The following is a 24,611-nucleotide window of genomic DNA, read 5'->3' as shown; positions in this document are numbered from 1 at the left end:
CACCGCGGGCTCCGTGCGGCCGGGCCCCTCTCCCCCGCGCTACGACGAGGCGCGCACCACCAGCTCCGTCGGCAGGACCGCCCGGTGCGGCTGCGGGGAGGCGGCGGGGGCGGAGCGGTGATCGGCGATCTCGGTCAGCAGCAGGTCGATCATCGCGCGGCCCATCTCCTCGATGGGCTGGCGGACACTGGTCAGCGGCGGATCCATGTGGCGGGCGATGGCCGAGTCGTCGTAGCCGACCAGGGCCACGTCCTCGGGGATCCGGTGGCCCGTCTCCCGCAGCACCTGGCGGGCGCCGGCCGCGGTGACGTCCGACCCGGCGAAGACGGCGTCCAGGTCGGGCACCCGCTCCAGCAGCCGGCCCATGGCGCGCCGGCCGCCCTCCTCGGTGAAGTCGCCCGGTTCGACGAGGAGTTCGTCCACCTCGCAGCCCGCCTCCCGCAGGGCGTCGCGGTAGCCGTCGACGCGGCGCTGGGCACCGTAGACGTCCAGGTGGCCGGTGATGTGCGCGATCCGGCGGCGGCCCCGGTCCAGCAGGTGCTGCACGGCCGAGCGGGCGCCGCCGTAGTTGTCGGCGTCCACCGAGGGCAGCGTCTCCTGTGCCGAACGAGGCCCGCTGATCACCGCCGGGATCTCCAGCTGGGCCACCAGATCGGGCAGCGGGTCGTCGGCGTGCACCGACACCAGCAGCACCCCGTCCACCTGGTGCGCGGCCAGGTACTGCGCCAGGCGGCGGCGCTCGCGGTCGCTGCCCGCGAAGATCAGCAGCAACTGCATCTCGGTGTCGGCGAGTTCGGCGCCGACACCGCGCAGCATGTCGGAGAAGTACGGTTCCGCGAAGAAGCGGGTCTCCGGTTCCGGGACGACCAGCGCGATCGCGTCGGTGCGGTTGGCGGCCAGGGCGCGAGCCGCGGTGTTGGGGACGTACCCCAGTTCCGCGACCGCGGCCTCGACGGCGGCGCGGGTGGCGGCGCTGACCCGGGGCGAGCCGTTGATCACCCGTGAGACCGTGCCGCGGCCCACACCGGCCCGGGCGGCGACCTCCTCCAGGGTCGGCCGTCGACCGCCCCTGCCCCGGCCCGTGTTGACCGCCATAGTCGCCGCCTTCCGTTTTCAGCCGTCACGCCGTCAGTCAGCCAGGAATGTAACAGCCGGGCCGATGTGCTCCCGTTCCATCGTCCCTCGCGGCGGGCGGCTCCGGCAGCGCCCGGCCGGACGGGCCCGGGCGGGCGCACCCCGTCCCGGTCCGGGCACGTCCTTCGGCGCCCGGGCACGGCCGGCCACCTCCGGGCACGCCTGACCGGGGCCGGGCGCCGGCGGCTGCGCCCGGCCCCTGAGGACCGGTCCGGTCGTCGGGATCAGAGCCGATCCGCGACCGCCCTCACTCGGTGCCGGGGGCCTCGGGCAGGGCGTTGGCGCGGATCACGCCCGCGTACCAGTGAGCGCTCGCCTTGGGGATGCGGCGCTGGGTGGCGTAGTCGACGTAGTACAGGCCGAAGCGCTTGGAGTAGCCGTAGCCCCACTCGAAGTTGTCCAGCAGCGACCACAGGAAGTAGCCGCGCACATCGGCACCGTCGGCGATGGCCCGGCGCACCGCGTCGAGGTGGGCGTGCAGGTAGGCGATGCGGCGCGGGTCGTCGACCCGGCCGTCCTCGGTGACCTCGTCCTGGAAGGCGGCGCCGTTCTCGGTGACCATCAGCGGCAGCCCGGGGTGCTCGGCGGCCAGCTGCGTCAGCAGTGTGTGCATCCCCTCGGGGTCGATCGCCCAGTTCATCGCGGTGAGGTCGTCGTTGGCGAGGTGGAAGGCGACGTCCTCGCAGCCGGTCCACGGGGTGTGGTCGCTCGCGCCGTGCCCGTCGTTGCTCGTCGAGCCGACGCCGTCGGGGGCGTGGGAGACCACGGTCGGGGAGTAGTAGTTGACGCCGAGCACGTCGATCGGGCGGGAGATCTCCTCCAGGTCCCCGTCGTGCACCAGCCGGCCCCAGTCGACCAGGTGCGCGGTGTCGGTGAGCAGCCGCTCCGGGTAGGCGCCGTCCAGGATCGGGCCGGTGAAGATCCGGTTGCCCACGGCGTCGATGCGTCGGGCGGCGTCGACGTCCTCGGGGCTGTCGGTCAGCGGGCGGACCTGGTGCAGGTTGAGCGTGATGGAGCACTTCGCCGAGGAGGGCAGGTTGGCGCGCAGGGCCGCGATCGCCTTGCCGTGCGCCAGGTTCAGGTGGTGCGCGGCGCGCAGGGTGGCGGCCGGGTCGGTGCGCCCCGGAGCGTGCACGCCGGAGCCGTAGCCGAGGAACGCCGAGCACCAGGGCTCGTTGAGGGTGGTCCACATGCCGATCCGGTCGCCCAGGCCGCGGGCCACGATCTCGGCGTAGTCGGCGAAGCGGTCGGCGGTGTCGCGGTGCGGCCAGCCGCCGGCGTCCTCCAGCTCCTGCGGCAGGTCCCAGTGGTAGAGGGTGACGACGGGCGTGATGCCCGCGTCCAGCAGTTCGTCGGTGAGCCGGCGGTAGAAGTCCAGGCCGCGCTCGACGCCGGGCCCACGGCCGGTGGGCTGCACCCGGGACCAGGAGACGGAGAAGCGGTAGGCCTTCAGGCCCAGCTCCTTCATCCGCGCCACGTCCTCGCGGTACAGGTGGTAGTGGTCCGCGGCCACGTCACCGGTGTCGCCGTTGAGGGTCTTGCCGGGGGTGTGGCTGAAGGTGTCCCAGATGGAGGGGGTGCGGCCGTCCTCGCCGGCGGCGCCCTCCACCTGGTACGCGGCGGTGGCGGCACCCCAGACGAAGTCCGGCGGGAAGGAGCCGTCGGCTGCCGTCCGGGCGGTGGTCTCGGGTCGTACGGCGGTCATATGAGAGCGCTCCCATGGTGGTGAGACGGGTTCGGTCGGGTCGGGCCGGCGGGCGGCCCGGCCGGAAGGCGGTCCGGCGAATGGGGGGGGAAGGGAGAGGGGCGGGGGCGGCCGCGCGGGCGGCCCCCGTGCAGGCGACGGGCGGGTCCGGTGGAGGTACCCCCGTCGGACCCGCCCCCGCCCGCTCGGTGTGTCAGCCTTTGACGGCGCCCGCCATGATGCCTCCGACGATCTGCTTGCCGAAGATCACGAAGACGAGCAGCAGCGGCAGGGTGCTGATGAGCGCACCCGCCATCACGATGCTCTGGTCGGGCGTGTAGGAGGCCTGGAGCTGGCCGAGGGCCACCTGCAGGGTCGGGTTGTCCGGGGTCAGGGCCAGGAACGGCCAGAAGAAGTCGTTCCAGGCCTGGACGAAGGTGAGCATGCCGAGCACCATCATCGCGGGCCGGGCCACGGGCAGGACGACGCTCCAGACGATACGGAGGTTGTTCGCACCGTCCACCTTGGCCGCCTCGATCAGCTCGTAGGGCAGCGCCTCGATCAGGTACTGGCGCATGAAGAACACGCCGAAGGCGCCGACCAGGGTCGGGAAGATCACCGACTCCAGCTGACCGCCCCAGCCGATGTCCGACATCATCATGAACAGCGGCACGACGCTGAGCTGCGGCGGGATGGTCAGGGTGGCGACGACCGCGGTCATCAGCACGTTCCGGCCGCGGAAGCGCATCTTGGCGAAGGCGTAACCGGCCAGCGTGCAGAAGAACAGCGTGGCCACGGTGATGCTGCCGGACACGATGACGCTGTTCACGATCGCCTTGCCCAGGTGGGCCTGGTCCCAGGCGGACTGGAGGTTGGCCCACAGCTTGCCGCCCGGGACGAACGGCGGCGGCGAGTCCAGGACCCGCTGCTGGTCGTGGGAGGCGGCCACCAGCGTCCAGTACAGCGGGAAGACGGAGCCGATGCCGACGACGGCGAGGATGAGGTAGGTGAACGGGCCGGCCTTGAGCTGCTCGCCCGCGCCCATGGTGAACCGGCCGCGGCGCTTGGGTGCTTCGGGCGTGAGCGGCGCACCGCCGGGGGCGGCCGCGGTGTCCGGGAAACTGGTCGTGGTCATGGAAGTCGCTCCCGTCAGGCCGCGCTCTTGCGCACGTACCGGCTGACGATCCAGTTGATCAGGGCGATGAGCAGCAGCAGTACGAGCATGGCCCAGGCCACGGCGGCGGCCGGTCCCAGATGCCCCAGCTTCCAGCCGTACTGGTACAGGTAGATGCTGAGCGTCTCGTACTGGTTCTGGTTGCCGCCGGTGGAGCCGTTCGAGCCGCCCTCCAGCAGCAGCGGCTCACCGAACAGCTGCATGGAGCCGATGGTGGAGATGACGATGGTGAACAGGATCGTCGGCCGCAGCGAGGGAATGGTCACCTTGCGGAACTGCTGCCACCGGTTGGCTCCGTCGATGGCGGCGGCCTCGTACAGATCCTTGGGGACCGCCTGCATGGCCGCGAGGTAGATCAGGGCGTTGTAGCCGGTCCACCGCCAGATCACGATGATCGAGATGGCGATCTTCGACGTCCAGTGCCCGTTGGCCCAGTTGATGTCGTCGAAGCCGACGAAGTGCAGCAGCCAGTTGAGCAGGCCGCCGTCGACGCGGAACACCAGGGAGAAGACCAGGGCGGCGGTGGCCACCGAGGTGGCGTACGGGGTGAGGACGACGGTCCGCCAGAAAGTCGTGGCGCGCAGCTTGTAGTTGAGCAGGTGGGCCAGGCCCAGCGCCATGAGCAGCTGCGGGGTGGCGGAGATGACGCCGATGATGAAGGTGTTGGCGACCGCCGTCCAGAACTCGCTGTCCTGCAGGATCTTGGCGAAGTTGTCCCAGCCGACCCACTCGGACTGGTCCAGGCTCGTCATCTCCACCCGGTGCAGGGCGATCCAGCCCGTGTAGAGCAACGGGTAGAGCCCGAAGGCGCCGAAGACGAGGAAGAAGGGCGCGATGTAGGCGTACGGGGATGCTTTGTCGTCCAGGCGCCACAGACGGGTGCGCCAGGTGCTGCGTCCGGTGGGTGCGCCCACCGCGCCGGACGGCGGGGTGTGGGCGCCCCGTGCGGGGGTTGTCGTTGCCACGGAGGGAGTCCTTCCCTGCAAGGTTTCGGCCGGGGCGGGCAGAGGGCGTGAGGCGCGCCGGCGGGCCGGCGCCCGGCCCGCCGGGGTGCGCGGATCGGTGCGGTGTCGTGCGGCCCGAGCCGGCCGGTGGGGTCCGGCGGCCGTGCCACGGCCTGACGTGGCCACGGCCTGACGTGCGTGGGGGCGGGTCCCGGCGGAGGGCCGGGACCCGCCGGTGGGTCGCCGCGACGGCGGACGCCCGGCGCCCACGGGCCTGGTGCGGCCGGTGGCGGTGCGGCGCGGCGCAGCGAGCGGGGCTGTCTTGGTGCGCCGCACCGCACCACGCGTGTGCGGCGACGGCCGGCACCGCGGGGCCGGGGCGACCGGGCCCGCCGCGGGCGGGCGTCGGGCCCGGGGCGGGCATCGGACCCACCCGGGGCGGGCCGTCGCCGGCGAGAACCGGCTGCGCTTCCGTCACCGGCGACGACCGGCTGTCGCACCGTCGGCGGCGAGGAGCGACTGCCGTTGTGTCACCGGCGGGCGGCGCGTCCCGGTCCGGGCGGCCGACGGGCCGCCCGCGGCCGGGGTCAGCCGATCGCCTTGTCGATCGTCTCGGTCGCCGCCTTCCACGCGTCGTCGGGCTTGGTGCCGCGCTGCTCCATGTTGTTGATCTGCTTGCCGATCGTGTCCTTGATGATGCCGTCCTTCGGGCCGAGCACCGCCTCGGGGATGGACTTGGCCTCCTCGGCGTAGATCTGGCCGATCGGCGCGTCGTTGAAGTACGGCAGCTTGGCGTTCTTCACGCTGTCCAGCTCATAGGCGCCCTGGTTGGACGGGAAGACACCGATCGCCTTGAAGACCTCGGCCTGCTGCTCGGGGGCGGTCAGCCACTTGACCAGCTCCATGGCCTCCTTGACGTGCTTGCCGCTCTTGGGGACGGCCAGGAAGGAGCCACCCCAGTTGGCCGCCGTGGTGCCCGGCGCACGGGTGATGTCCCACTTCCCCTTGTACGCGTCGCCGGAGTAGATCTGGATCTGCGCCGCCATCCAGGCCGGGCACACCACGGTGGCGATGGTGCCCTTGCGCAGCTCCTGCTGCCACGGCGGGTCGAACTGGTGGCCGCCCTGGCTCAGCTTCTTCTGCGCCACCTCGGCGGCCAGGTCCCAGCCCTTCTTGACGGCGGCACTGTCCTTGTAGATCGGCTTGCCGTCCGGGTCGTAGTACTGCTCGCTGCTGGAGCTGACGACCGCGTTGAACATCGCGCTCGCGGAGTCCATGAAGTACGTGCCCTTGGGCGCGTTCTTCTTGTACTGCTCACCGAGCTTGATGTAGTCCTCCCAGCCGCCTTCGACCGCCTTGGCGACCTCCTCGCGGTCGGTGGGCAGGCCGGCCTTCTCGAACAGGTCCCGGCGGTAGCACAGCGACATCGGGCCGATGTCGGTGCCGGCGCCGATGACCGAGCCGTCCTTGGCGGTGGCCTGCTTGGCCTTCCAGGACACCCAGTCGTTGACGTCGATGGTCTTGCTCAGGTCGGCGAACTTGGACGCCTGCGTGTCGACGACCTCCTTGATGCGGGAGACCTCGATGCCGTGGACGTCCGCCAGACCGCTGTTCGAGTTCAGCTGCTGAAGGAGCTTCGGGTAGTAGTCCTCCTCGTTGGCGGTCGTCTGCTCCTTCACCGTGATGTTCGGGTGGAGCTTGTGGTACTTCTCGAACAGCCCGGCCTCCTTGTAGCCGAACTGTCCGTAGTCGGCCACGGTGAGAGTGATGTTCCCGTTGGAGTCCGAGGCGTCCGAGTCGCCGTCGTCGCTGCTGCAGCCTGTCAGCAGCAGCGCCGAGGCCGTCAGGACCGTCGTGGTCACGGCCACGGCCCTGCGGCCGCGACCGCCGCCGGTTCGGGTGATGCGCATTCCACTACTCCTTGTTCCAGTGGGGAACGGGACCTCAGGAATCAGACCGCCGGCGTCCGACGGCTCGGACCTGCCCTCTCGGTTCGAGCAGCGGCCAGCCACAGCACGCGGCGTGCGGTGAAAAAGTGCTGGTCAACGGTGTGCCATGCGAGGTAGAGGGAAGGGCCATGGGGTGCTGGGCCGCACAGGCCCGACCCCCCGGGATCACCCGTGGGACCGCTCCCACGCGGCATGCCGGAAGACTCCTTCCTGCCGGGCCAGGTGTCAAGACTTGAAAACGGCGTTGTTGCCCAAGCGTGTTCCTCACGTCACGGGAACGTGTCGTGCCGGGACGCCGGAACGCGCCCGTATCATTCAGGATTTACGCAGGTCACAAAGGTGATCACGACCGGGAGCCGGCAACGGGGCGGGCAGCCCGGCCGCCCTCGGAATTTTCCGGGCCAGAATGAAGCCGCCCGCACCGAACGCCGGAAGGTGAACGATGAGCCCTGCCGAATCCCACCCCAGCACCGCGGGCACCCGGCGCCCGACGCTGAACGCCGTGGCGGCCCGCGCCGGGGTCGGCCGGGGCACGGTCTCCCGGGTGATCAACGGCTCCCCGAAGGTCAGCGCCCGCTCCCGGGCGGCGGTGGAACGGGCCATCGCGGAACTCGGGTACGTCCCCAACCGCGCCGCGCGCTCCCTGGCGACCCGCCGCACCGACTCGGTGGCCCTGGTCGTGCCCGAGGCGGAGACCCGGCTGTTCACCGAGCCGTACTTCTCGGGCATCATCCCGGGCGTGTCCGCCGGACTCGCGGACTCCGGGTTGCAGATGCTGCTGGTCCTGCCGCGGGACGAGAAGGAGTACACACGCCTGGCCGACTACCTGTCGGCGCAGCGCGTGGACGGCGTGCTCCTGATGTCGGTGCGCAGCGAGGACACCCTGCCCGACCGGCTGCGGGAGCTGGCGGTGCCGACCGTGCTGGCCGGCCGGCGCAGCCGCGAGGAGCCGCTGCGGCACGTGCGCTGCGACAACCGGGGCGGCGCCCGGGACGCGGTGCGGCATCTGCTCGCACGCGGCCGCGCCACCGTCGGTACCATCACGGGACCGCTGCACATGGACGCGGCCCGGGACCGGCTCGACGGCTACCGGGAGGCCCTGCGCGAGGCCGGCGCCGACGCCGGGGAGGAACTCGTCGCGCAGGGCGACTTCACGGAGGCCGGAGGCCGGGCGGCGATGCGGGAACTGCTGCGCCGTCACCCCGCCCTGGACGCCGTCTTCGCCGCCTCGGACGTGATGGCCTCGGGCGCCGTGCTCGAACTGCGCGCCGCGGGGCGGCGGGTGCCGGAGGACGTCGCCGTGATCGGCTTCGACGACTCGATCGTGGCCCGGCACATCGACCCCCCGCTGACCAGCGTCCGCCAGCCGCTGCAGGAGATGGGCCGCGCCATGGCGCGCCTGCTGCTCGACGAGATCGCCGGACCGGACAGCGGGCGGCACGAGGTCGTCCTGCCCACGGAACTGATCGTCCGAGCGTCCGCCTGAGGGCGGGCCCCCGGTCCGTGCGCCGCTCGGCCCGGTGCCGCCCCGCCGGTGCACCCTGGGGCCGTCGGCTCCGTCCCGTGTCGTGCCGATCGCGTGGCCCCGTTGGGCTATGGGAGCGCTCCCATGCATAATGGCCTCCACTCGACCCGTGGGAGCGATTCCATGCCCGAATCGAAGACCGTGGCCTTCCCCCGTGACTTTCTCTGGGGCGCGGCGACCTCCGCGTACCAGATCGAGGGCGCCGTGGCGGAGGGCGGCCGAACCCCCTCCATCTGGGACACCTTCAGTCACACGCCGGGCAAGATCGCCGGCGGCGACACCGGTGACATCGCTGTCGACCACTACCACCGCTACCGCGACGACGTGGCCCTGATGGCAGAACTGGGCCTGACGGCCTACCGCTTCTCCGTCTCCTGGCCTCGGGTGCAGCCCGGCGGCCGGGGCCCGGCCTCGCAGGCGGGCCTGGACTTCTACCGCAGGCTGGTGGACGAGCTGCTCGCCCACGGGATCGCGCCCGCCCTCACCCTCTACCACTGGGACCTGCCCCAGGAACTGGAGGACGCGGGCGGCTGGCCGGAGCGGGAGACCGCGCTGCGGTTCGCGGAGTACGCGCAGCTCGTCGGCGAGGCGCTCGGCGACCGCGTGCAGCAGTGGATCACGCTCAACGAGCCGTGGTGCAGCGCATTCCTCGGCTACGCCTCCGGCGTGCACGCCCCCGGCCGTACCGACCCGCGCGCCGCCCTGCGCGCCGCGCACCACCTCAACCTCGCGCACGGACTGGGCGCGCAGGCCCTGCGCTCGGTGCTGCCGGCCGGCGCCCGTGTCGGGGTCAGCCTCAACTCACAGGTGGTGCGCCCCCTGACACAGGACCCGGCCGACCTGGACGCGGCCCGCCGGATCGACGACCTGGCCTGCGGCATCTTCCACGGCCCCATGCTGCACGGCGCCTACCCGGAGACCCTGCTGGAGGCGACCCGGTCGGTCACCGACTGGAGCCACGTCCGCGGCAGCGACCTGGCGGCCATCGCACAGCCGCTGGACCTGATCGGCCTGAACTACTACACGCCGGAGCTGGTGTCCTCCGCCGCCACCCAGCCCGAGGGACCGCGCGCCGACGGCCACGGTGACAGCCCGTACTCGCCGTGGCCGGGCTCGGAGGACGTGGTGTTCCATCAGACACCGGGCGAGCAGACGGACATGGGCTGGACCGTCGACCCGAACGGGCTGTACGAGCTGATCATGCGGTACAGCCGCGAGGCTCCCGGGGTCGCGCTGTACATCACCGAGAACGGCGCGGCCTACCCGGACAAGGTGGACGGCGACGGCCGCGTCCACGACCCCGAACGCATCACCTATCTGCACAGCCATCTCGCGGCGGTGCACCGGGCGGTCACCGACGGGGCCGATGTGCGCGGCTACTACCTGTGGTCCCTGATGGACAACTTCGAGTGGGCGTACGGGTACGGCAAGCGCTTCGGCGCGGTCTACGTCGACTACGCCACGCTCGACCGCATCCCGAAGAGCAGCGCCCACTGGTACGGCGAGGCGGCCCGCACCGGCCGGCTGCCGTCGGTGGAGTCCTGAGCCGCCCCACGTCACGCCCGTACGGCCGGGCGGGAAGGCCCGTGACAGGGCCGAGGACCCGCCCGGCCGGGCGGAGGTGACCGGTCCGGCGCGGGTCCGACCCGCCGAGCGCGGGTCCGACCGGCCGGGCGGGACGCGGAGCCCGTCAGCCTCTCTCGGCGGGGGATGTGCGGGGCGCGGCACGCGGGGTTCGTTCCGGGGAGTGCCGCGCCCCACGGGGCCTCGGACCGCGTCAGTCGTGCGAGGGCGGGGCCTCGGACCGCGTCACTGGTAGGCGGCGAACGCCTTGGTGAACGCGTACGGGTCCTGGGTGAGGGAGCTGCACGTCGGGTCGGCGGTGTTCTTGGGGCCGCCCGGGCACTGCTTGTCCCGGGTGGCCGACCACATCGACAGCCAGCCCAGGCCCTTGGACTGCGCGAAGGACACCAGCTGGGCGGCGTCGTCGACCGTGAAGACCTCGGAGGGGACGTCGTTGACGCCGATCATCGGGGTGACGGCGACCGTCTTCCAGGCGTCGCTGTCGGACAGGCCGAGGACGCCCTTGATCTGGGCCTGGGTGGCGGTGGCGGCCTGCTCGGCGTAGGTGCCCATGTCGCCGCTGTAGGAGGCGCCGTAGTCCATCGCCATGATGTTGACGGCGGAGATCCTCACGCCGTGGGACGCGGCATCGGACAGCAGGTTCACCCCGTCCTGGGTCAGGCCCTCGGGCATGACGGGCAGGGTGAAGGAGACGTCCAGGTCCGGGTGCTGACGCTGGAGCTCGGCGATGGCCTGGGCGCGGCGGGTGTTGGCGGCCGCATCGGGCAGTGCGCCGCCCTCGATGTCGAAGTCGACCTTGGTGAGCTGGAACCGGTCGACGACCGTGCCGTAGGCGGCGGCCAGTGCGTCGGCGGAGGAGCAGGTGGTGGCCAGCTCGGAGCCGGTGGCGCCGCCGAAGGAGACCCTGACGTCGCCGCCCCGGGCGCGCAGTTCGCCGATCCGGGCGGCCACGGCGTTGTCGCCGAGGTCGCTGACGCCGCCCCACTTCGGGGTGCAGCCGCCGCCGTCGGTGACGAAGGCGAGGTTGTAGTTCTTCACCCCGGTGGCGTCGGCGCTCGCCGGCAGGTCGAAGGCCGGGTAGAGGGAGGTGTCGACGTAGGGCGAGAAGCCGGCGGCGGCGGTGGTGCCGGTGCCCGGGGGCTGGGGGGAGGTGGGCGTGGCGGACGCGGTGGGGGTCGGCGTCGGGGTGGGCGCGACGGTCGGGCGGCCGCTGGGTTCGGGGGTGGCGCCGGTGCCGGCGGAGCACTGCGCGCCGTCGATGCGGCAGTCGGCGGGGTCGCCGGTGCCCTGCACGACGAACCCGACGGTCACCGAGGCGCCGGGGGCGAGTCCCTCGGTGTCCCAGTGGGCCGGGGTGACGGTGACGTGCTGCCCGCTGACCTCGAACTCCCCGTTCCACAGGGAGGAGAGCTGTGCGCCCTCGGGCAGGTCGAACTCCAGCGTCCAGTCCCTCGTGGCGTCGCCCCCGCCGTTGGTGACGACGTACTGCGCGCTGTAGCCGGTGGACCAGGTGCTGGTCCTGGTGTACGCGGCACCGACACCGGCCGCCTGTGCGGTGGCGGTGAGGGCGAGCGCGCCGCCTCCGGCGAGGGTCACGGCCACGAGGCCGCCTATCGCCTTGTGCCTGCCGCTGATCCTGCGTCGATGGGTGCTCATGTGTCTGCCTTCGTTGTCCACTACGGAGGTGGGGGACTGCCCGTGGGGGGGGATCGCGGGACGTCCTGTGAGGGGTGGTGGGGGATTCCCGTGGGGGGGGATCGCGGCAGCACGCTAGCGATGCGGAACCGGGCAAACCGCCTGTTCCCGGGCCCGGGGCACGGTTCTTAGGGCGCGCTTAAGGAAGGGATCGGGGGCGGTTAAGACCGGCGGCAGGACAGCGCTCACGGGACCGGGGCCATGCGCAGGTGGGTCCGTGCGCAGGTGGGTACGTGCGCAGGTGGGTACGTGCGCAGGTGGGTACGCTCGCAGCCGAGTACGCGAGCCGGCCGGGACCGTGCGCCCCGGGGACCGTCGGGGGTGCTCAGCGCGCGCCCACGCGTCGGCGCCGCCGTACGGTGCTCCGCTCGCCGCGGCGGGCCGGGCGGCGGCCCTCCCGCTGGAAGCGGACGCGTATCTCGGTGCCGCCGAGCACGGACCGGCCGATCGCCAGGTCGCCGCCGGTGGACTCGGCCAGGCGCCGCACGATGTCCAGGCCGAGCCCGGTGGAGCCGTCGGTGCCCGAGCCGCGGCCGCGGGCCATCGCGGCCTCGGGGTCGGGTATGCCGGGGCCGGCGTCGGAGACGAGCACGATCACCGCGTCCTCGCCGTGGTGCACGTCGACCGCGAACGCCGTGCCCAAAGGGGTGTGCCGGAAGACGTTGCCGAGCAGGGCGTCCAGGGCGGCGCCGAGGTCGGCGCGGGCCACGGGGATGCGGGCCGGCCGGTCGACACCGGCCACCCGCCAGGTGCGGCCCTCGTCCTCGGCGAGCGCGGACCAGAAGGTCATCCGTTCCCGCACGACCTCGGCCGCGTCGCAGCCCGCCCGCGGCACCTCGGCGGTGCGCGGTCCGGCCTCCCGGGCAGTGCGGATGACGGTGTCGACCTCGCGTTCCAGCTGGGCGACCGCGGCCCGGGTCTGCTCGGCGGCGGCCCCGTCGCCGAGACTGGCGGCGTTGAGCCGCAGCACGGTCAGCGGGGTGCGCAGCCGGTGCGACAGATCGGCTGCCAGTTCCCGCTCGGCGGCGAGGAGTTGGACGACCCGGTCGGCCATGGAGTTGAACGCGACCGAGGCCCGGCGCAGTTCGGGCGGGCCTTCCTCGGCCACCCGCACGCCCAGCTTCCCCTCCCCCAGTTCCTGCGCACCCTGGGCGAGCCGCCGGGCGGGCTGCACCATCCGCACACCGAGCCGGTCGGCGACGGCCACCGAGCCGACGACGAGGGCGGCGCCGACCCCGGCGAGCACCGCCCAGGCCGTGCCGACGCCGTTCGTGGTCTCGTCCTCGGGGATGTGGACCTCGACGACCGCGATGGCGCCGGAACCGAGCGCGACCGGCTGCAGGAACGCGTAGCCGCCGGGCACCTCGGCGGTGGAGGCACGGCCCACGCGGCGCACGGCCGCGATGTCCGCGTCGGCGGCCCGCATCCGGCCGATGCGGGACGCGGGACGGCCGTCGGTCTCCGGCAGGTGCACGGCGATGCGGCTTGCGGAACCGGCCGAGGCGACGACGCGTTCCAGCTGGTCCCGGTCGGTGGTGATGGACAGCGCGGGCGCGACGGCCGCGGCCTGCCGTTCGGCGCCGGCGAAGGCGCGGTCGCGGGCCATCTCCTTGACGACCAGGCCGAGCGGCACGGCGAAGGCGACCACGACCATCGTGGTGACCGCCAGGCACACCTTGACCAGGGCCCATCTCATGGCACCGGCTCCGCGGGCGGCTCCAGTTTCACCCCGACCCCGCGCAGAGTGTGCAGATACCGGGGGCGGGCGGCCGTCTCGCCCAGTTTCCGCCGCAGCCACGACAGATGGACGTCGATGGTCTGGTCGTCGCCGTAGGACTGCCGCCACACCTCGGCCAGCAGCTCGCGCCGGGGCACGACGACACCGGGCCGCGCGGCCAGGTAGGCGAGCAGGTCGAACTCACGGCGGGTCAGGTCGAGGTGCGCACCGTCGAGTTCGGCCCGGCGGCGCAGCGGGTCGACGGTCAGGCCGCCGACGCGCAGGACGGAGGACGGCGGGGTTGGCGCACCGCCGGGGCGGGCCCGGCGGAGCACGGCCGCGATCCTGGCGGACAGGTGCTCGACGGAGAACGGCTTGGTGAGGTAGTCGTCCGCGCCCGCGTTGAGCAGGCGGATGATCTCCGCCTCGTCGTCCCGGGCGGTGGCGACGACGACGGGGACGTCGGTGACGCCGCGCAGCATCTTCAGCGCCTCGGAGCCGTCCAGATCGGGCAGTCCGAGGTCCAGGACGACCACGTCGAACCGGTGGTGGGCGACCTCGCGCAGCGCCTGGAGCGCCGTGCCGGCGCTGCGCACGGTGTGCGCGGCGTCGGTGAGATGCCGGATGAGCGCGGAGCGTACGAACTGGTCGTCCTCCACCACGAGCACACTTGCCATGCGCCGCACCGTACGTCATACGGGCCTGACCGGGTGCGGGCCTGTGGACGACTCCCGCGCACAGCCGCCGCGTCCGTCCCCGCCTGTGGACAACTGCCGTGTACGGCATCGTGCTCGGCCGCCGCCGGACGCGACCGACACGACCGGTGGGGCAGTATGGCCGCGATGCGCAGAGGACTCCTACACGTCGCGGCCTGGTCGCTGGCCACGGGTGCGGCGACCACGCTGTCGTGGTGGGGCGTGCACGCGGTGCTGGCGGGCACCGCCCACGATCCGCCGCGGGCCCTGCCCGTCACCGCGACCGAGCCGAGCGCACGTGCCTCGCGGTCGTCGGCCTCCTCCACCTTCCGGCCGGCGCCGTCGTCCAGCCCCGTGCCCTCCCCGGCGCACACGCCCGGCGCCTCGCCCGGACGTTCCGCCCCGGCCGCCCCGGGGCCCGCCACCAGCCCGGCCCGTCCGTCGGCCACGCCCTCCGGGCGCATCCGGAGCTACGACACCGCCGGCGGCCGGGTGGTGTTCGACCTGGGGGCGTCCTCCGCGTCCCTGGTGTCGGCGGCTCCGAAGGCCGGCTGGTCGATGCAGGTGTGGAAGACGCCGTCCTGGATCCGGGTGGAGTTCGGCTCGGGTGCGGACCGGGTGTCGGTCTTCTGCATCTGGCACGACGGGCCGCCGCGGGTTCAGGTGGAAACGTACTGAGCCGCCGGGTCAGCGGAACACGGAGGGCGGCGGTGCCGGCGAGGCGACGGCCACGGCGTCGGTGACCGGGGCGGCGCCTCCGGTGAAGTCGGTGAGGGCACGGCCGTGTTCGAGCCGGGCGGGCTGCGGGTCGGCGGCGACACGGCGGCCCAGCTCGGCGAGCGGCAGCGGGGCGTCGGAGGCGACGAGGACGGCGTTGCCGAAGCGTCGGCCGCGCAGCACCGCGGCGTCGGCGATCAGGGCGAGTTCCCCGAACCGGGCGGCGGCGGTGGCGATCTGGCCGCGCAGGTGGGTGAGCGGCGGGCCGTCGGTGAGGTTGGCCGCGAAGACACCGGACGGCTTCAGGGCCCGGCGGGCCTCGTCCAGGAACTCGGTGGAGGTGAGGTGGGCGGGGGTCCGGGCACCGTCGAAGACATCGGTGACGATCAGATCGGCCCAGCCGTCCGGGATCTTGGCGAGTCCCTCGCGGGCGTCCAGCGACCGCACCCGGATCCGGGCCCGGGCGTCCAGCGGCAGATGGCTGCGGACCAGCCGCACCAGGGCGGCGTCCCGCTCGACGACCTGCTGGGTGGAGCGGGGCCGGGTCGCGGCGACATAGCGGGCGAGGGTGAACGCACCACCGCCGAGGTGCACGGCGTGGACCGGCGCGCCGGGAGGAGCGGCGAGGTCGATGACGTGCCCGAGCCGCCGCTGGTAGTCGAAGGACAGATACGCCGGGTCGTCGAGGTCGACGTAGGACTGCGGGGCGCCGTCGACGAGCAGGGTCCAGCCCCGCGGCCGGTCGCGGTCGGGCAGCAGTTCGGCGAGTCCGCCGTCGACCTGTTCCGTGACGGCTTCGACGGCCGCCCGTGGCCGACGCGCGCCCTTGGACCTGGACTTTCCCATGGCGCCATTGTCGCAAGGGGCGCCCGGAACCTTGTCGCCGCGGTCTCGGCACCGGCGTCGGCCCTCGGACGACACGGCCGCGGCACCGGACGGCGTCCGGCACCGCGGTGGCCCACGTCACCTGCAGTTGTCCGCCGCCTCGATCAGCCGGGCGGCCTCCCCCAGGGCACGCCGCAGCACGACGGGATCGGTGGCCGGGTCGGCCTCCTCGGGCGGCACCAGCCAGGCCGAGCCCTCCACCGGCGGTTCGGGCGCCGCCGGCCCCTGGCCCTCGGCCCTGGTGCAGGTGCTGCCGGGCAGGTCCCAGGCCGCGGCGGTGCCCGGCGGCACCACGAACCCGAGGGTGCCGCCGCCGTCGTCGTGCAGGACCGGGCCGACCGCGTCGGCCGCGCCCCGGCGCAGGATGTCGACCGCCTCGAGGCCCTGCCGTGCGGGCACCGTCACCAGGTCGCATCCGCCTGCCGTCACCGCCGGCGCCTTCGCCCGGACGTTCCCGTCGAACCGCCTTCCGGCGTCCACCACGGATACCCCTCCTCGTGAGCGAGCGGGTCGGGAGCCGCCGGCTCCCGGTCTGTGGGGTACAACGCGGCAGGGCGTCAACGGCTACGGCCGAAGTGAGCCACTGAGGATGGCAGTTCATGGCAGATCACGGATGAGATATCCGGTTTGTAGCCAAACGGAGAGTGGCGGACCGGGTACAGCGGGTACGTTCTAGCGCGTCGGATACGGGGCATCCCTGGAGACATCAGGTACATACGCCGCTCGCCCCGCATCCGGCGCGGTTCGACGGTTCGCACGAGAGGGCCCGGCCATGACGTCGTCGACGGTGACCTCGTCTCAGTCCCCCCGGCCACCGCGGCCGAATCTCGCCTTCCGGCGGCTGCGCGGACAGCGCTCGCCTGCCGAGTTCGCCGCGGAGGTGCGGCGCGCCGCCCGTGAGATCGGCGAACGGGTCAGCTGCGACGCGCGCTACATCGGCCGGGTCGAGGCGGGCGAGATCCGCTGTCCCAACTACGCCTACGAGCGTGTGTTTCTGCACATGTTCCCCGGCCGCACCCTCACCGACCTCGGGTTCGTGCCGCGTTCCCAGGTCCGGGGGCGCGCCGCCCGCGCGGCCGCCGACGGCACGTTCCCGTCGCGCACCGCCGGCCCGGCCGCACCGCGGACCGCTTCCGGCGAGCCGTTCGACCGCCCGTTCCACCCGTCCGAAGACCACGAGGAGAGCGACGTGCTGCGTCGCGCATTCATGACCCGCGGCGGCGCCACCGTTGCCGCCGCCTCGCTGGGCCCGCTGGGGTTCGCCTTCGACGCCCGGGCCGCGGACCGCCCCGTCCGCCGCGCCGGCACCAGCGAGGTGAACGCTCTGGAGGAGGCCGTGCGCCAGATCCGTGTGCTCGACGACCAGCACGGCGCCGACGGTCTCTACCGCCGCGCGGCGGCTCCGCTGCGGGCCGCGTACGCGCTGCTGGACGCCGGGGCCTCCCGGCGGTCCCTCGACAGCCGGCTCCATTCCGGCGCCGGCGAACTGGCCATCTCCGTGGGCTGGTTGGCCCATGACTCGGGCCGCTTCGACGACGCCCGCTCGCACTACGCCGAGGCGCTGGCCACCGCCCGCATGTCCGGCGACGCGGCGCTGGAGGCGCACGCGTTCTGCAACATGGCGTTCCTCGCCCGGGACGCCGGACGGCCCCGGGAGGCGATCCGGGCGGCGCAGGCCGCCCACCGGGCCGCGCGCGGCCTGGGCTCGCACCGGCTGCTGTCGCTCATCGCGCTGCGCGAGGCGGGCGGCTGGGCGGGTCTGTCCGACCGCACCGGCTGCGCCCAGGCCCTGGCCCGCGCGCAGGCCCTGTACGAGCGAGGCTCCGAGGACGCCGATCCGGAGTGGATGAGCTTCTACGGCCGGGCGGAACTGGAGGGCCTGGAGGCCCAGTGCTGGTCCGCCCTGGGTGACTGGACACGCGCGGCCCGGCACGCGCGGCGGGCCGCACAGCTGCAGAAGCCGCACTTCGCCCGCAACACCGCCCTGTACACCGCCGAACTGGCCGACGACCTCGCCCGCGACGGTCGTCCCGACGAGGCGGCCGCGGCCGGCATGCGCGTGCTGGATCTGCTCGACCAGGTCCAGTCGTCCCGTGTCCACACGATGCTCGCGGGCACCGCGCGGGTGCTGCTGCCGCATCGCAGGGCGGCCGGTGTGTCGGCGTTCCTGGAACGCCACGCGAACACCCCGCGCACCGTCTGACCCACCCGCGGCCACGCCCGCCGGGCCGGTCCGGACGAACCGGCGTTCCCGGGCGTGCCGTCAGGCCGCCAGGTGCCCCACGTCGTTCCAGCTCTCGATCGCGGGTTCGCCGTAGGCCCAGCCCAGGATCGACAACGAGGTGGGGCTGAGGCGGATGCGCGCCGCGAAGTGAAGCGGGTAGCCGAGCCAGCGGGCGGCGATGGAGCGCAGCATGTGACCGTGGGCGAAGAGCAGCACGTCGCCCTCCTGGGCGCGCGCCCATGTCACGACCTCGTCGGCCCGGGCGGTCATCTCGGCGACCGTCTCCCCGCCGGGCACTCCGTCGCGCCAGATGAGCCAGTCGGGCCGCTCGGCCTTGATCTCGGCCGGGGTCAGGCCCTCGTAGGCGCCGTAGTCCCACTCCATGAGCGTGTCCCAGCACGTCGCGCGGTCGCCGAAGCCGGCCAGTTCGCAGGTCTCCCGCGCACGGGAGAGCGGGCTCGTGCGCACCTGCACTCCGGGCAGGCCGTCGAACGGGGCCCGGTGCAGCCGCTCCCCGAGCAGCTCGGCGCCGCGCCGGCCCTCCTCCAGCAGGGGGATGTCGGTCCTGCCGGTGTGCTTGCCGGACAGCGACCACTGTGTTTGTCCGTGCCGGGCCAGCAGGACGCGCGGTGCCATGGGGAGCCTTTCGGGAAAAAGTGAGATCTTCCGATGGAACGTTGTCCATCATCGCGCACCGTGTGCAGAAGCAACCCGGGGGTCGGGGGTTGCGTCTATCAGGGCCGGGGGCGCCCCGCAAACGCGGGCGCATGCGCCGTAAAGTGGCACGCCCGGCGCCGGACGGTCCGGACGGCCACCGGGTTGCCGCACCGACAGCACCGCGACGATCACATAGTGCGACACACAGGACGGGGAGGGGCATCGGATGCCGCAGACCGAGGCACCGGCACCGCGCACCGAGACGGCCCCTCCCTTCCGGCTGCGCTGGTGGACCGAGTTGCCGCTGATCCTGGTGGTCTACGGCTGCTACTCGGCCGGCCGGCTGATCGTCCGCGGTGACGTCGCCGACGCCGTCGAGCACGGGCTGGCGATCCTGCGTCTGGAGAAGCTGCTGCACCTCAACGCGGAGCACCCGCTCAACCGGCTGTTCACCCGCGAGGCCTGGCTCGGCATCCCCGCCGACTTCTGGTACGCCTCCCTGCACTACCTGGTCACGCCCGCGATCCTGGTGTGGCTGTTCCGCTCGCACACCGCGCACTACCGCGCCGCCCGCACCTGGCTGATGACGTCCACCTTCATCGGCCTGATCGGTTTCACCCTGCTGCCCACCTGCCCGCCCCGGCTGCTCGCCCCGGAACACGGCTTCGTCGACACGATGGCCCACTTCAGCTCCTACGGCTGGTGGGGCGACCAGGCGAGCGCGCCGCGCGGCCTGGGCGGCATGACGAACCAGTACGCCGCCATGCCGAGTTTGCACGTGGGCTGGGCGCTGTGGTGCGGGCTGATTCTGTGGCGGTTCGGCAGCACACGCTGGACGAAGGTGGCCGCCGTCGTCTACCCGCTGGTGACGGCGCTCGTGGTGATGGGCACCGCCAACCACTATCTGCTGGACGCGGTCGCGGGCGCGACCGTGATGGGCGTGGGATGGCTGCTGGCGCCGTACGTCGGGGCCATGACGCAGCGGATCCGCGCGGCCCTCGCCGCCCGGGTCCCGGCGCTCGCGGGCGGCGCGAGCGGTGCGGGTTCCCCGAATGTCAGTGGCCGGTGTCAGACTTCGGCGGGTGAACGGATTCCACGGCAGCGCGAAACCCGGCTCGACCCCTCGGGCGAACCGGGCGCCCCACCCCAGGACGCCGCGGACGGGGCACCGGGATGGGGCCTTCCCAGTCAGGCCGAGAGCCTGGGCAAGGCTCGCTGAGCTGCGCGGACCGGGCGTGCCGGCCCGGCCGCTGGACGCCCGTGCGCTGGCGGCCCTGGCCGCGAACCCGGGCTGCCGGCGGCGCGCCCTGCTGGACGGCGCGGGGGTGGACAAGGCCGCGCTGGCCGACGCGTTGGGCGCCCCGGCGGCCTTCGGGCAGTCGCAGTTCGCCTTCGCGCGCGGCCATGCCTTCGAGACCCGGGTGAAGGCGGACGGCGGCGCGGAGCTGCTGCGCCTGGTGCACGAGCGGCTCGACCCCACCGCCGAACCGCCTCGGCAGGCTTCGGTCGCGGACCTGACCGCGACGGACACCGAGGGACGCACCGCCCGTACCGCGCTGGCACTGCGGGAGGCGACCGGGGCGGGCACCTGGACGCTGCTGGACCATCCGATGCTGGCGCTGCCGGTGGCCGGCTCGCCCGCCTTCCTGGAACCGGACGCGGTCGTGGTGCACCCGGACGGCACCTGGACCGTGGTGGAGATCAAGTCGTTCCCGGTGCTGGACGGCGCGGCGGACCCGGCGAAGGTCGGCGCCGCCGCCCGGCAGGCCGCGGTGTACGTGCTGGCGCTGGAGGAGGTGGCGGCGCGGCTCGACCCGCCGCCGCGGGTGCACGACCGGGTGCTGCTGGTGTGCCCGAAGGACTTCTCCAACCTGCCGACGGCCTCCGCCGTGGACGTGCGCAAGCAGCGCGCGGTCACCGCCCGGCAGCTGGCCCGCCTGACCCGCCTGGAGGAGATCGCCGACGCGCTGCCCGAGGGGGTGTGCTTCTCCCCCGAGCTGCCCGCCGAGGAGCTGACGGCCGCCGTGGACACGGTGCCGGCGACGTACGCGCCGGAGTGCCTGGCCACCTGCGAGCTGGCCTTTCACTGCCGGGCGCGGGCCCGCGCAGCGGGCGAGGTGACCGCCCTGGGCCGTGCGGTCCGTGCCGAACTGGGCGGAATGCGGACCGTGGCGGAGGTGCTGGCGGCGGCGCACGGCGTCACGGGCGCGGAGGACGATCCGGCGGTGGCCGCCCTGCGCCGGGCGGCCGCGCTGCGCGCCGAGGCCCTCACGGCCGCCGCAGCCCAGGAGGTGCCGTGTCCCTGATCACGACGCTGGCCCGGCTGGAGGCGGTGCACGCGGGGCGTGCCCGGCCCGCGGCGACGGTACGGCACCGGCACCTGTCGGCGCGGCCCCTGGTGTTCGTGCCGCTGACCACCGCCGGTGAGGTGGGCGCCCCGCTCGGCGCGCTGGTCGGCACCGACCGGGACGCGCCACGACTGCTGGCCGTGCCGCAGCCCCGCGACCGCGATCTGCGGTTCGCGTTCCTCGCCGAGCTGGCCGACGTCGTCCTGCCCTACATCGAGTCCTTCACCGCGGACGTCGAACCGGCACAGCGCACCGAGACCGATCCGTCGACCGGCAAGCGGGTCAAGGTCGAGGTCGAGCTGTGCACCGACGCACCCCAGCTGATCGTGCCGAGCCGCGCGGGCATCGACCACGTCCGTCTGCTGGGCCGCTCCATGCGGTTCAGGCGCACCGCCGAGCAGGATCCCGACGACCCGCACCCGGCCCCGCCGCGGGTGCCGCTGCTCGGGCGGTGGCTGACCCACTTCGCCGAACGCGCCCGGGTGCCCGGCTCCTCGATGCTGCTCGCGCTGACCGACGTGCTGGCCCGGCACTGGACCACCGGCCAGTCCGCGCTGGAGGACCAGCACCTGGGGGCGCTGCTGGCGTGGATCAGCCCGCCGGAGGGGGTCTCGGGCGCCGAGGCCGCGCTGCACGCGGAGCGTACCCGGGACGCCGCCGGCCAGCTGCTGTGCCCGCCGGCCGGTCCGGCCACCGACCCGGCGTTCGACAACCAGCTGCTCGCACCGGCCATCGCGCGCTACGACCGGGCGCGCGGCGCCCTCGCCGCCGCCGAGGACGGTGTCCGGGCCGATGGCCGGCTCGGCGCGCTGACCGCGGCCGAGGAGGAGATCCGCGCCCTGGTCGAGCGGTGTGCCCGGCCCACCTGGGACCGGGTCTGGGACGGCCTCGACCTGCTGCGGTCCCTGCCCGAGGCCGCGCATGTGCCGGACCGGTGGACCCGCGACCGCTGGTCGTTCACCGCCCACCGCGACCGCGTCCTGGCCGGCGAGCCGCCGCAGCCGCGCCACGACGACGCGGTGACCGCCGCCGCCAAGCTGGCCGCGCGCGAGAGGGAGCAGGCCCGGCTGGACGCCCAGGAGGCCCTGGACGACCCGCTGGTGATGGCGGGGCGGCGGCTGGCCGGGGAGGCGTTCGCCGGAGAGGTCGTCGACGTGGCCATGGCGTACAGCGAGGGAAAACGGCCCGCCCCGCGCCCGCTGGTCACGGTCCGTACCGACGACCGGCCGCACCTGGCCGGGCAGACCCGGGTGTACCGCTCGCTGGACGGCAGGCCGCAGTCGGCCGAGTGCGTCGCCCACGAGGACGGCGGCGAGGCCGGCGGGACGCTGATCGTGCTGCGCCTGCTGGACAAGATGGGGCGCGGCAAGGAGCCCGAGGCCGGTTCCGTGCCGGAGAAGGGCGACCGGGTGTGCTTCACCCTGTTCGAGCACGAGCAGCGGGGCGGGCCGAAGCTGCCCGACCCGGAGGACACCCCGTGGACGCACGGCGGCCCGCCTGGCGAGGCGGACGCCCCGGAGGCCCCCGATCCGGTGACCGAGGAGGATCTGCTGTGACCGCCCCCGTCGACGACACCGCTCCCGCCGGCCTCCTGTCCGGCCCCGGTGCCGCACGGTCCGTCCCCGACCCGGCCGCGGCGGCCGCCCGTGCCACCGAGGCGATCCTGGCCGACACGCTGCACGGCCCGCACCGCGGTGTCGTCGTCGACTCCCCGCCGGGAGCCGGCAAGTCCACGCTCGTGGTGCGCGCCGCGCTGGAGCTGGCGGCGGCCGGACGGCCGCTGATGGTGGTGGCGCAGACCAACGCACAGGTCGACGACCTGGTGGTGCGGCTCGCCGAGCGGAACCCGGATCTGCCGGTGGGCCGGCTGCACAGCAGCGACACCGACGCCTACGACAAGGCCCTGGACGCGCTGCCGAACGTGCGGACCTCCGCCCGGGTCGGCGATCTCGCCGGGCTGGACGTCGTGCTGTCCACCGCCGCGAAGTGGGCGCATGTGAGGGTGGACGAGCCGTGGCGGCACGCCATCGTCGACGAGGCGTACCAGATGCGCTCGGACGCGCTGCTGGCCGTGGCCGGGCTGTTCGAGCGGGCGCTGTTCGTCGGCGACCCCGGGCAGCTCGACCCGTTCTCCGTCGTGGGCGCCGAGCAGTGGGCGGGCCTGTCGTACGACCCGTCGGCGTCGGCGGTGAGCACGCTGCTGGCGCACAACCCCGGGCTGCCCCAGCACCGGCTGCCGGTGTCCTGGCGGCTCCCGGCGTCGGCGGCGCCGCTGGTGTCGGACGCGTTCTACCCGTACACGCCGTTCCGCAGCGGCACCGGTCACGAGGACAGGCGGCTGCGCTTCGCGGTCCCCTCGGACGGCTCCGGCCCCGACCGGGTGATCGACGAGGCCGCGCTGACCGGCTGGGGGCTGCTGGAGCTGCCCGCGCGGCACACCCCGCGCACGGACCCGGAGGCGGTGCGCGCGGTCGCGGCGGTCGTGGCCCGGATGCTGGCGCGCGGCGGCACGACGGTCTCGGAGCGGTCCGAGGAGCCGGCGCCGCTGACCGCGGACCGGATCGCGGTCGGCACGGCCCACCGCGACCAGGCGGCGGCGGTCAGGTCGGCGCTGGCCGAGCTGGGGGTGAGCGACGTCACAGTGGACACGGCCAACCGGCTCCAGGGCCGCGAGTTCGACGTCACCGTGATGCTGCATCCGCTCTCCGGCCGGCCCGACGCGACCGCCTTCCACCTGGAGACCGGCCGCCTGTGCGTGCTCGCCTCGCGGCACCGCCACGCCTGCATCGTGGTGTGCCGGGCGGGGGTGAGCGAGCTGCTGGACGAGCATCCGTCCACGGAACCGGTCCAGCTCGGTGTCACGGTGAAGTTCCCCGACGGCTGGGAGGCGATGATGTCCACCTGGGCGCAGTGGTCGGAGCACCGGGTGCCCTGGCGGCCGTGATCCCGGCGGTGCACGCACCGGGGCGCGGGGCGCGACGGCGGAGACGGCGGCGCGTCGCCCGGGCACGGCGGCGCGCGGTGTGCGGTGCGCGCGGGGCCAACGGTGTACGTGCGCGCGGGGCGCACGGACGCCGGACACCGGCGCGGCGATCGGTCCGAGGCCCCCTTGCGCGGCCGCGCGACAATGGGGGGTGGCCCTGTTGCCGGGCCCTTCGCACCGTACGAGGAGGACATGACATGGCGGAGCCCACGCCGCGTCGCAACCAACCGCGGCTACGCCCCGCGCCCCTGCTCTTCGAGCCCACCGCCGCGTCGGCCGACCCCGAGCACTTCTTCGACCTGGAGTCGATCGAGGACCCGCGGCAGCTGCTGGCGCGGGCGACCGAGCTGGCGCTCGCGTTCCGCGCGGCCACCGACCGCGCGATGGAGTTCCAGGCGATCGCGGCGGCCCAGCTCGCCGACCCGCGCCGGTTCGACCGGCTGAGCACGGCGGACATCGCCGAGCGGGCCGAGTGGACCGAGGACTACGCCAAGAAGATGGTCGAGTTCGGGCGCGATCTGCTGCGCGGTGCCGAGGGGAGCGTGCACGCGAACCCGGCCGACCCGGTGTGAGCCGACCCGTGCGAACCGGCGGACCGCCCCCCTCCCCGGCGCTGCACCTCCCGCTGCCCCGCACGGCGGGCCTGGCCGTCCCCGGCGGCCGGCTGCGCAGGCCCGGCCGAGCCCGCTGACCGGC

20 protein-coding genes are annotated in these 24,611 nt (G+C 73.9%); 9 read left to right on the top strand and 11 right to left on the bottom strand.

Translation table 11 applies throughout. The features are described from left to right. Positions 1-39: 39 nt before the first annotated feature. The 5 genes from OG899_RS17385 to OG899_RS17365 all read right to left on the bottom strand — a co-directional run bounded on the left by OG899_RS17385 (position 40) and on the right by OG899_RS17365 (position 6,846). The gene (locus tag OG899_RS17385; protein WP_125498908.1) at positions 40-1,095 is read right to left on the bottom strand and encodes a LacI family DNA-binding transcriptional regulator; all 1,056 of its coding nucleotides are present in this window, start codon (positions 1,093-1,095) and stop codon (positions 40-42) included. A gap of 286 nt (positions 1,096-1,381) precedes the next feature. Next, on the bottom strand, positions 1,382-2,839 hold the full coding sequence (locus OG899_RS17380; RefSeq protein WP_125498907.1) for a GH1 family beta-glucosidase: 1,458 nt from the start codon (positions 2,837-2,839) through the stop codon (positions 1,382-1,384). A 193-nt stretch (positions 2,840-3,032) separates the two neighbouring features. Further along, entirely contained in the window at positions 3,033-3,953 is a 921-nt protein-coding gene (locus OG899_RS17375) for a carbohydrate ABC transporter permease (protein WP_125500742.1), read from the bottom strand. A 14-nt stretch (positions 3,954-3,967) separates the two neighbouring features. After that, positions 3,968-4,957 carry a carbohydrate ABC transporter permease gene (locus OG899_RS17370; RefSeq protein WP_125500741.1) on the bottom strand — a complete coding sequence of 330 codons (990 nt, stop codon included), beginning with the start codon at positions 4,955-4,957 and terminating at the stop codon, positions 3,968-3,970. Positions 4,958-5,523: 566 nt separating this feature from the next. Continuing rightward, positions 5,524-6,846 carry an ABC transporter substrate-binding protein gene (locus tag OG899_RS17365; RefSeq protein WP_125500740.1) on the bottom strand — a complete coding sequence of 441 codons (1,323 nt, stop codon included), beginning with the start codon at positions 6,844-6,846 and terminating at the stop codon, positions 5,524-5,526. Positions 6,847-7,327: 481 nt separating this feature from the next. On the opposite strand from OG899_RS17365, the gene OG899_RS17360 reads away from it, so the two are divergent. Both OG899_RS17360 and OG899_RS17355 read left to right on the top strand, forming a co-directional pair. Further along, positions 7,328-8,371, top strand: a complete 1,044-nt coding sequence (locus OG899_RS17360) for a LacI family DNA-binding transcriptional regulator (RefSeq protein ID WP_125500739.1) — start codon at positions 7,328-7,330, stop codon at positions 8,369-8,371. Between the two features lie 162 nt (positions 8,372-8,533). Next, positions 8,534-9,955, top strand: a complete 1,422-nt coding sequence (locus tag OG899_RS17355; protein ID WP_125500738.1) for a GH1 family beta-glucosidase — start codon at positions 8,534-8,536, stop codon at positions 9,953-9,955. A 264-nt stretch (positions 9,956-10,219) separates the two neighbouring features. On the opposite strand, the gene OG899_RS17350 is transcribed toward OG899_RS17355, so the two are convergent. From OG899_RS17350 to OG899_RS17340, 3 genes are all read right to left on the bottom strand, one after another. Next, positions 10,220-11,650 carry a cellulose binding domain-containing protein gene (locus OG899_RS17350; protein WP_168132201.1) on the bottom strand — a complete coding sequence of 477 codons (1,431 nt, stop codon included), beginning with the start codon at positions 11,648-11,650 and terminating at the stop codon, positions 10,220-10,222. A 364-nt stretch (positions 11,651-12,014) separates the two neighbouring features. Then, the gene (locus OG899_RS17345) at positions 12,015-13,385 is read right to left on the bottom strand and encodes a HAMP domain-containing sensor histidine kinase (protein WP_189427976.1); all 1,371 of its coding nucleotides are present in this window, start codon (positions 13,383-13,385) and stop codon (positions 12,015-12,017) included. Further along, entirely contained in the window at positions 13,382-14,083 is a 702-nt protein-coding gene (locus OG899_RS17340; RefSeq protein ID WP_125500471.1) for a response regulator transcription factor, read from the bottom strand. Before OG899_RS17340 ends, OG899_RS17345 begins: the two co-directional genes overlap by 4 nt. A gap of 165 nt (positions 14,084-14,248) precedes the next feature. Between OG899_RS17340 and OG899_RS17335 the strand changes: the two genes are divergently transcribed. Then, positions 14,249-14,779: a hypothetical protein gene (locus tag OG899_RS17335; RefSeq protein WP_168132203.1), complete on the top strand. Its 531-nt coding sequence runs from the start codon at positions 14,249-14,251 to the stop codon at positions 14,777-14,779. A gap of 9 nt (positions 14,780-14,788) precedes the next feature. Here OG899_RS17335 and OG899_RS17330 read toward each other — a convergent pair whose 3' ends face one another. Further along, positions 14,789-15,664, bottom strand: a complete 876-nt coding sequence (locus OG899_RS17330) for a spermidine synthase (protein WP_125500469.1) — start codon at positions 15,662-15,664, stop codon at positions 14,789-14,791. Between the two features lie 117 nt (positions 15,665-15,781). After that, positions 15,782-16,183: a hypothetical protein gene (locus tag OG899_RS17325; protein ID WP_373296045.1), complete on the bottom strand. Its 402-nt coding sequence runs from the start codon at positions 16,181-16,183 to the stop codon at positions 15,782-15,784. Between the two features lie 292 nt (positions 16,184-16,475). On the opposite strand from OG899_RS17325, the gene OG899_RS17320 reads away from it, so the two are divergent. After that, complete coding sequence (locus OG899_RS17320; RefSeq protein ID WP_168132204.1) at positions 16,476-17,906, top strand: tetratricopeptide repeat protein; 1,431 nt, start codon at positions 16,476-16,478, stop codon at positions 17,904-17,906. A 60-nt stretch (positions 17,907-17,966) separates the two neighbouring features. On the opposite strand, the gene OG899_RS17315 is transcribed toward OG899_RS17320, so the two are convergent. Next, a complete protein-coding gene (locus OG899_RS17315) occupies positions 17,967-18,563 on the bottom strand; it encodes a histidine phosphatase family protein (protein ID WP_125500467.1) in 597 nt (198 codons plus the stop codon). A 247-nt stretch (positions 18,564-18,810) separates the two neighbouring features. Here OG899_RS17315 and OG899_RS17310 point away from each other — a divergent pair, with 247 nt between their 5' ends. From OG899_RS17310 to OG899_RS17290, 5 genes are all read left to right on the top strand, one after another. Then, complete coding sequence (locus tag OG899_RS17310; RefSeq protein WP_125500466.1) at positions 18,811-19,803, top strand: phosphatase PAP2 family protein; 993 nt, start codon at positions 18,811-18,813, stop codon at positions 19,801-19,803. 16 nt (positions 19,804-19,819) lie between these two features. Continuing rightward, positions 19,820-20,890 carry a hypothetical protein gene (locus OG899_RS17305; protein ID WP_229814033.1) on the top strand — a complete coding sequence of 357 codons (1,071 nt, stop codon included), beginning with the start codon at positions 19,820-19,822 and terminating at the stop codon, positions 20,888-20,890. Then, the gene (locus OG899_RS17300; protein WP_125500465.1) at positions 20,881-22,488 is read left to right on the top strand and encodes a hypothetical protein; all 1,608 of its coding nucleotides are present in this window, start codon (positions 20,881-20,883) and stop codon (positions 22,486-22,488) included. Before OG899_RS17305 ends, OG899_RS17300 begins: the two co-directional genes overlap by 10 nt. Beyond that, positions 22,485-23,876, top strand: a complete 1,392-nt coding sequence (locus OG899_RS17295; RefSeq protein WP_373296043.1) for an AAA domain-containing protein — start codon at positions 22,485-22,487, stop codon at positions 23,874-23,876. Before OG899_RS17300 ends, OG899_RS17295 begins: the two co-directional genes overlap by 4 nt. Positions 23,877-24,112: 236 nt before the next feature. After that, on the top strand, positions 24,113-24,487 hold the full coding sequence (locus tag OG899_RS17290; protein WP_125500464.1) for a hypothetical protein: 375 nt from the start codon (positions 24,113-24,115) through the stop codon (positions 24,485-24,487). Positions 24,488-24,611: the final 124 nt, after the last annotated feature.

This window comes from Streptomyces thermoviolaceus, assembly GCF_045209695.1.
Classification (GTDB): domain Bacteria; phylum Actinomycetota; class Actinomycetes; order Streptomycetales; family Streptomycetaceae; genus Streptomyces; species Streptomyces thermoviolaceus.
Note: the sequence above shows the minus strand (reverse complement) of the source record. Positions and strands in the feature narration are given on the sequence as shown.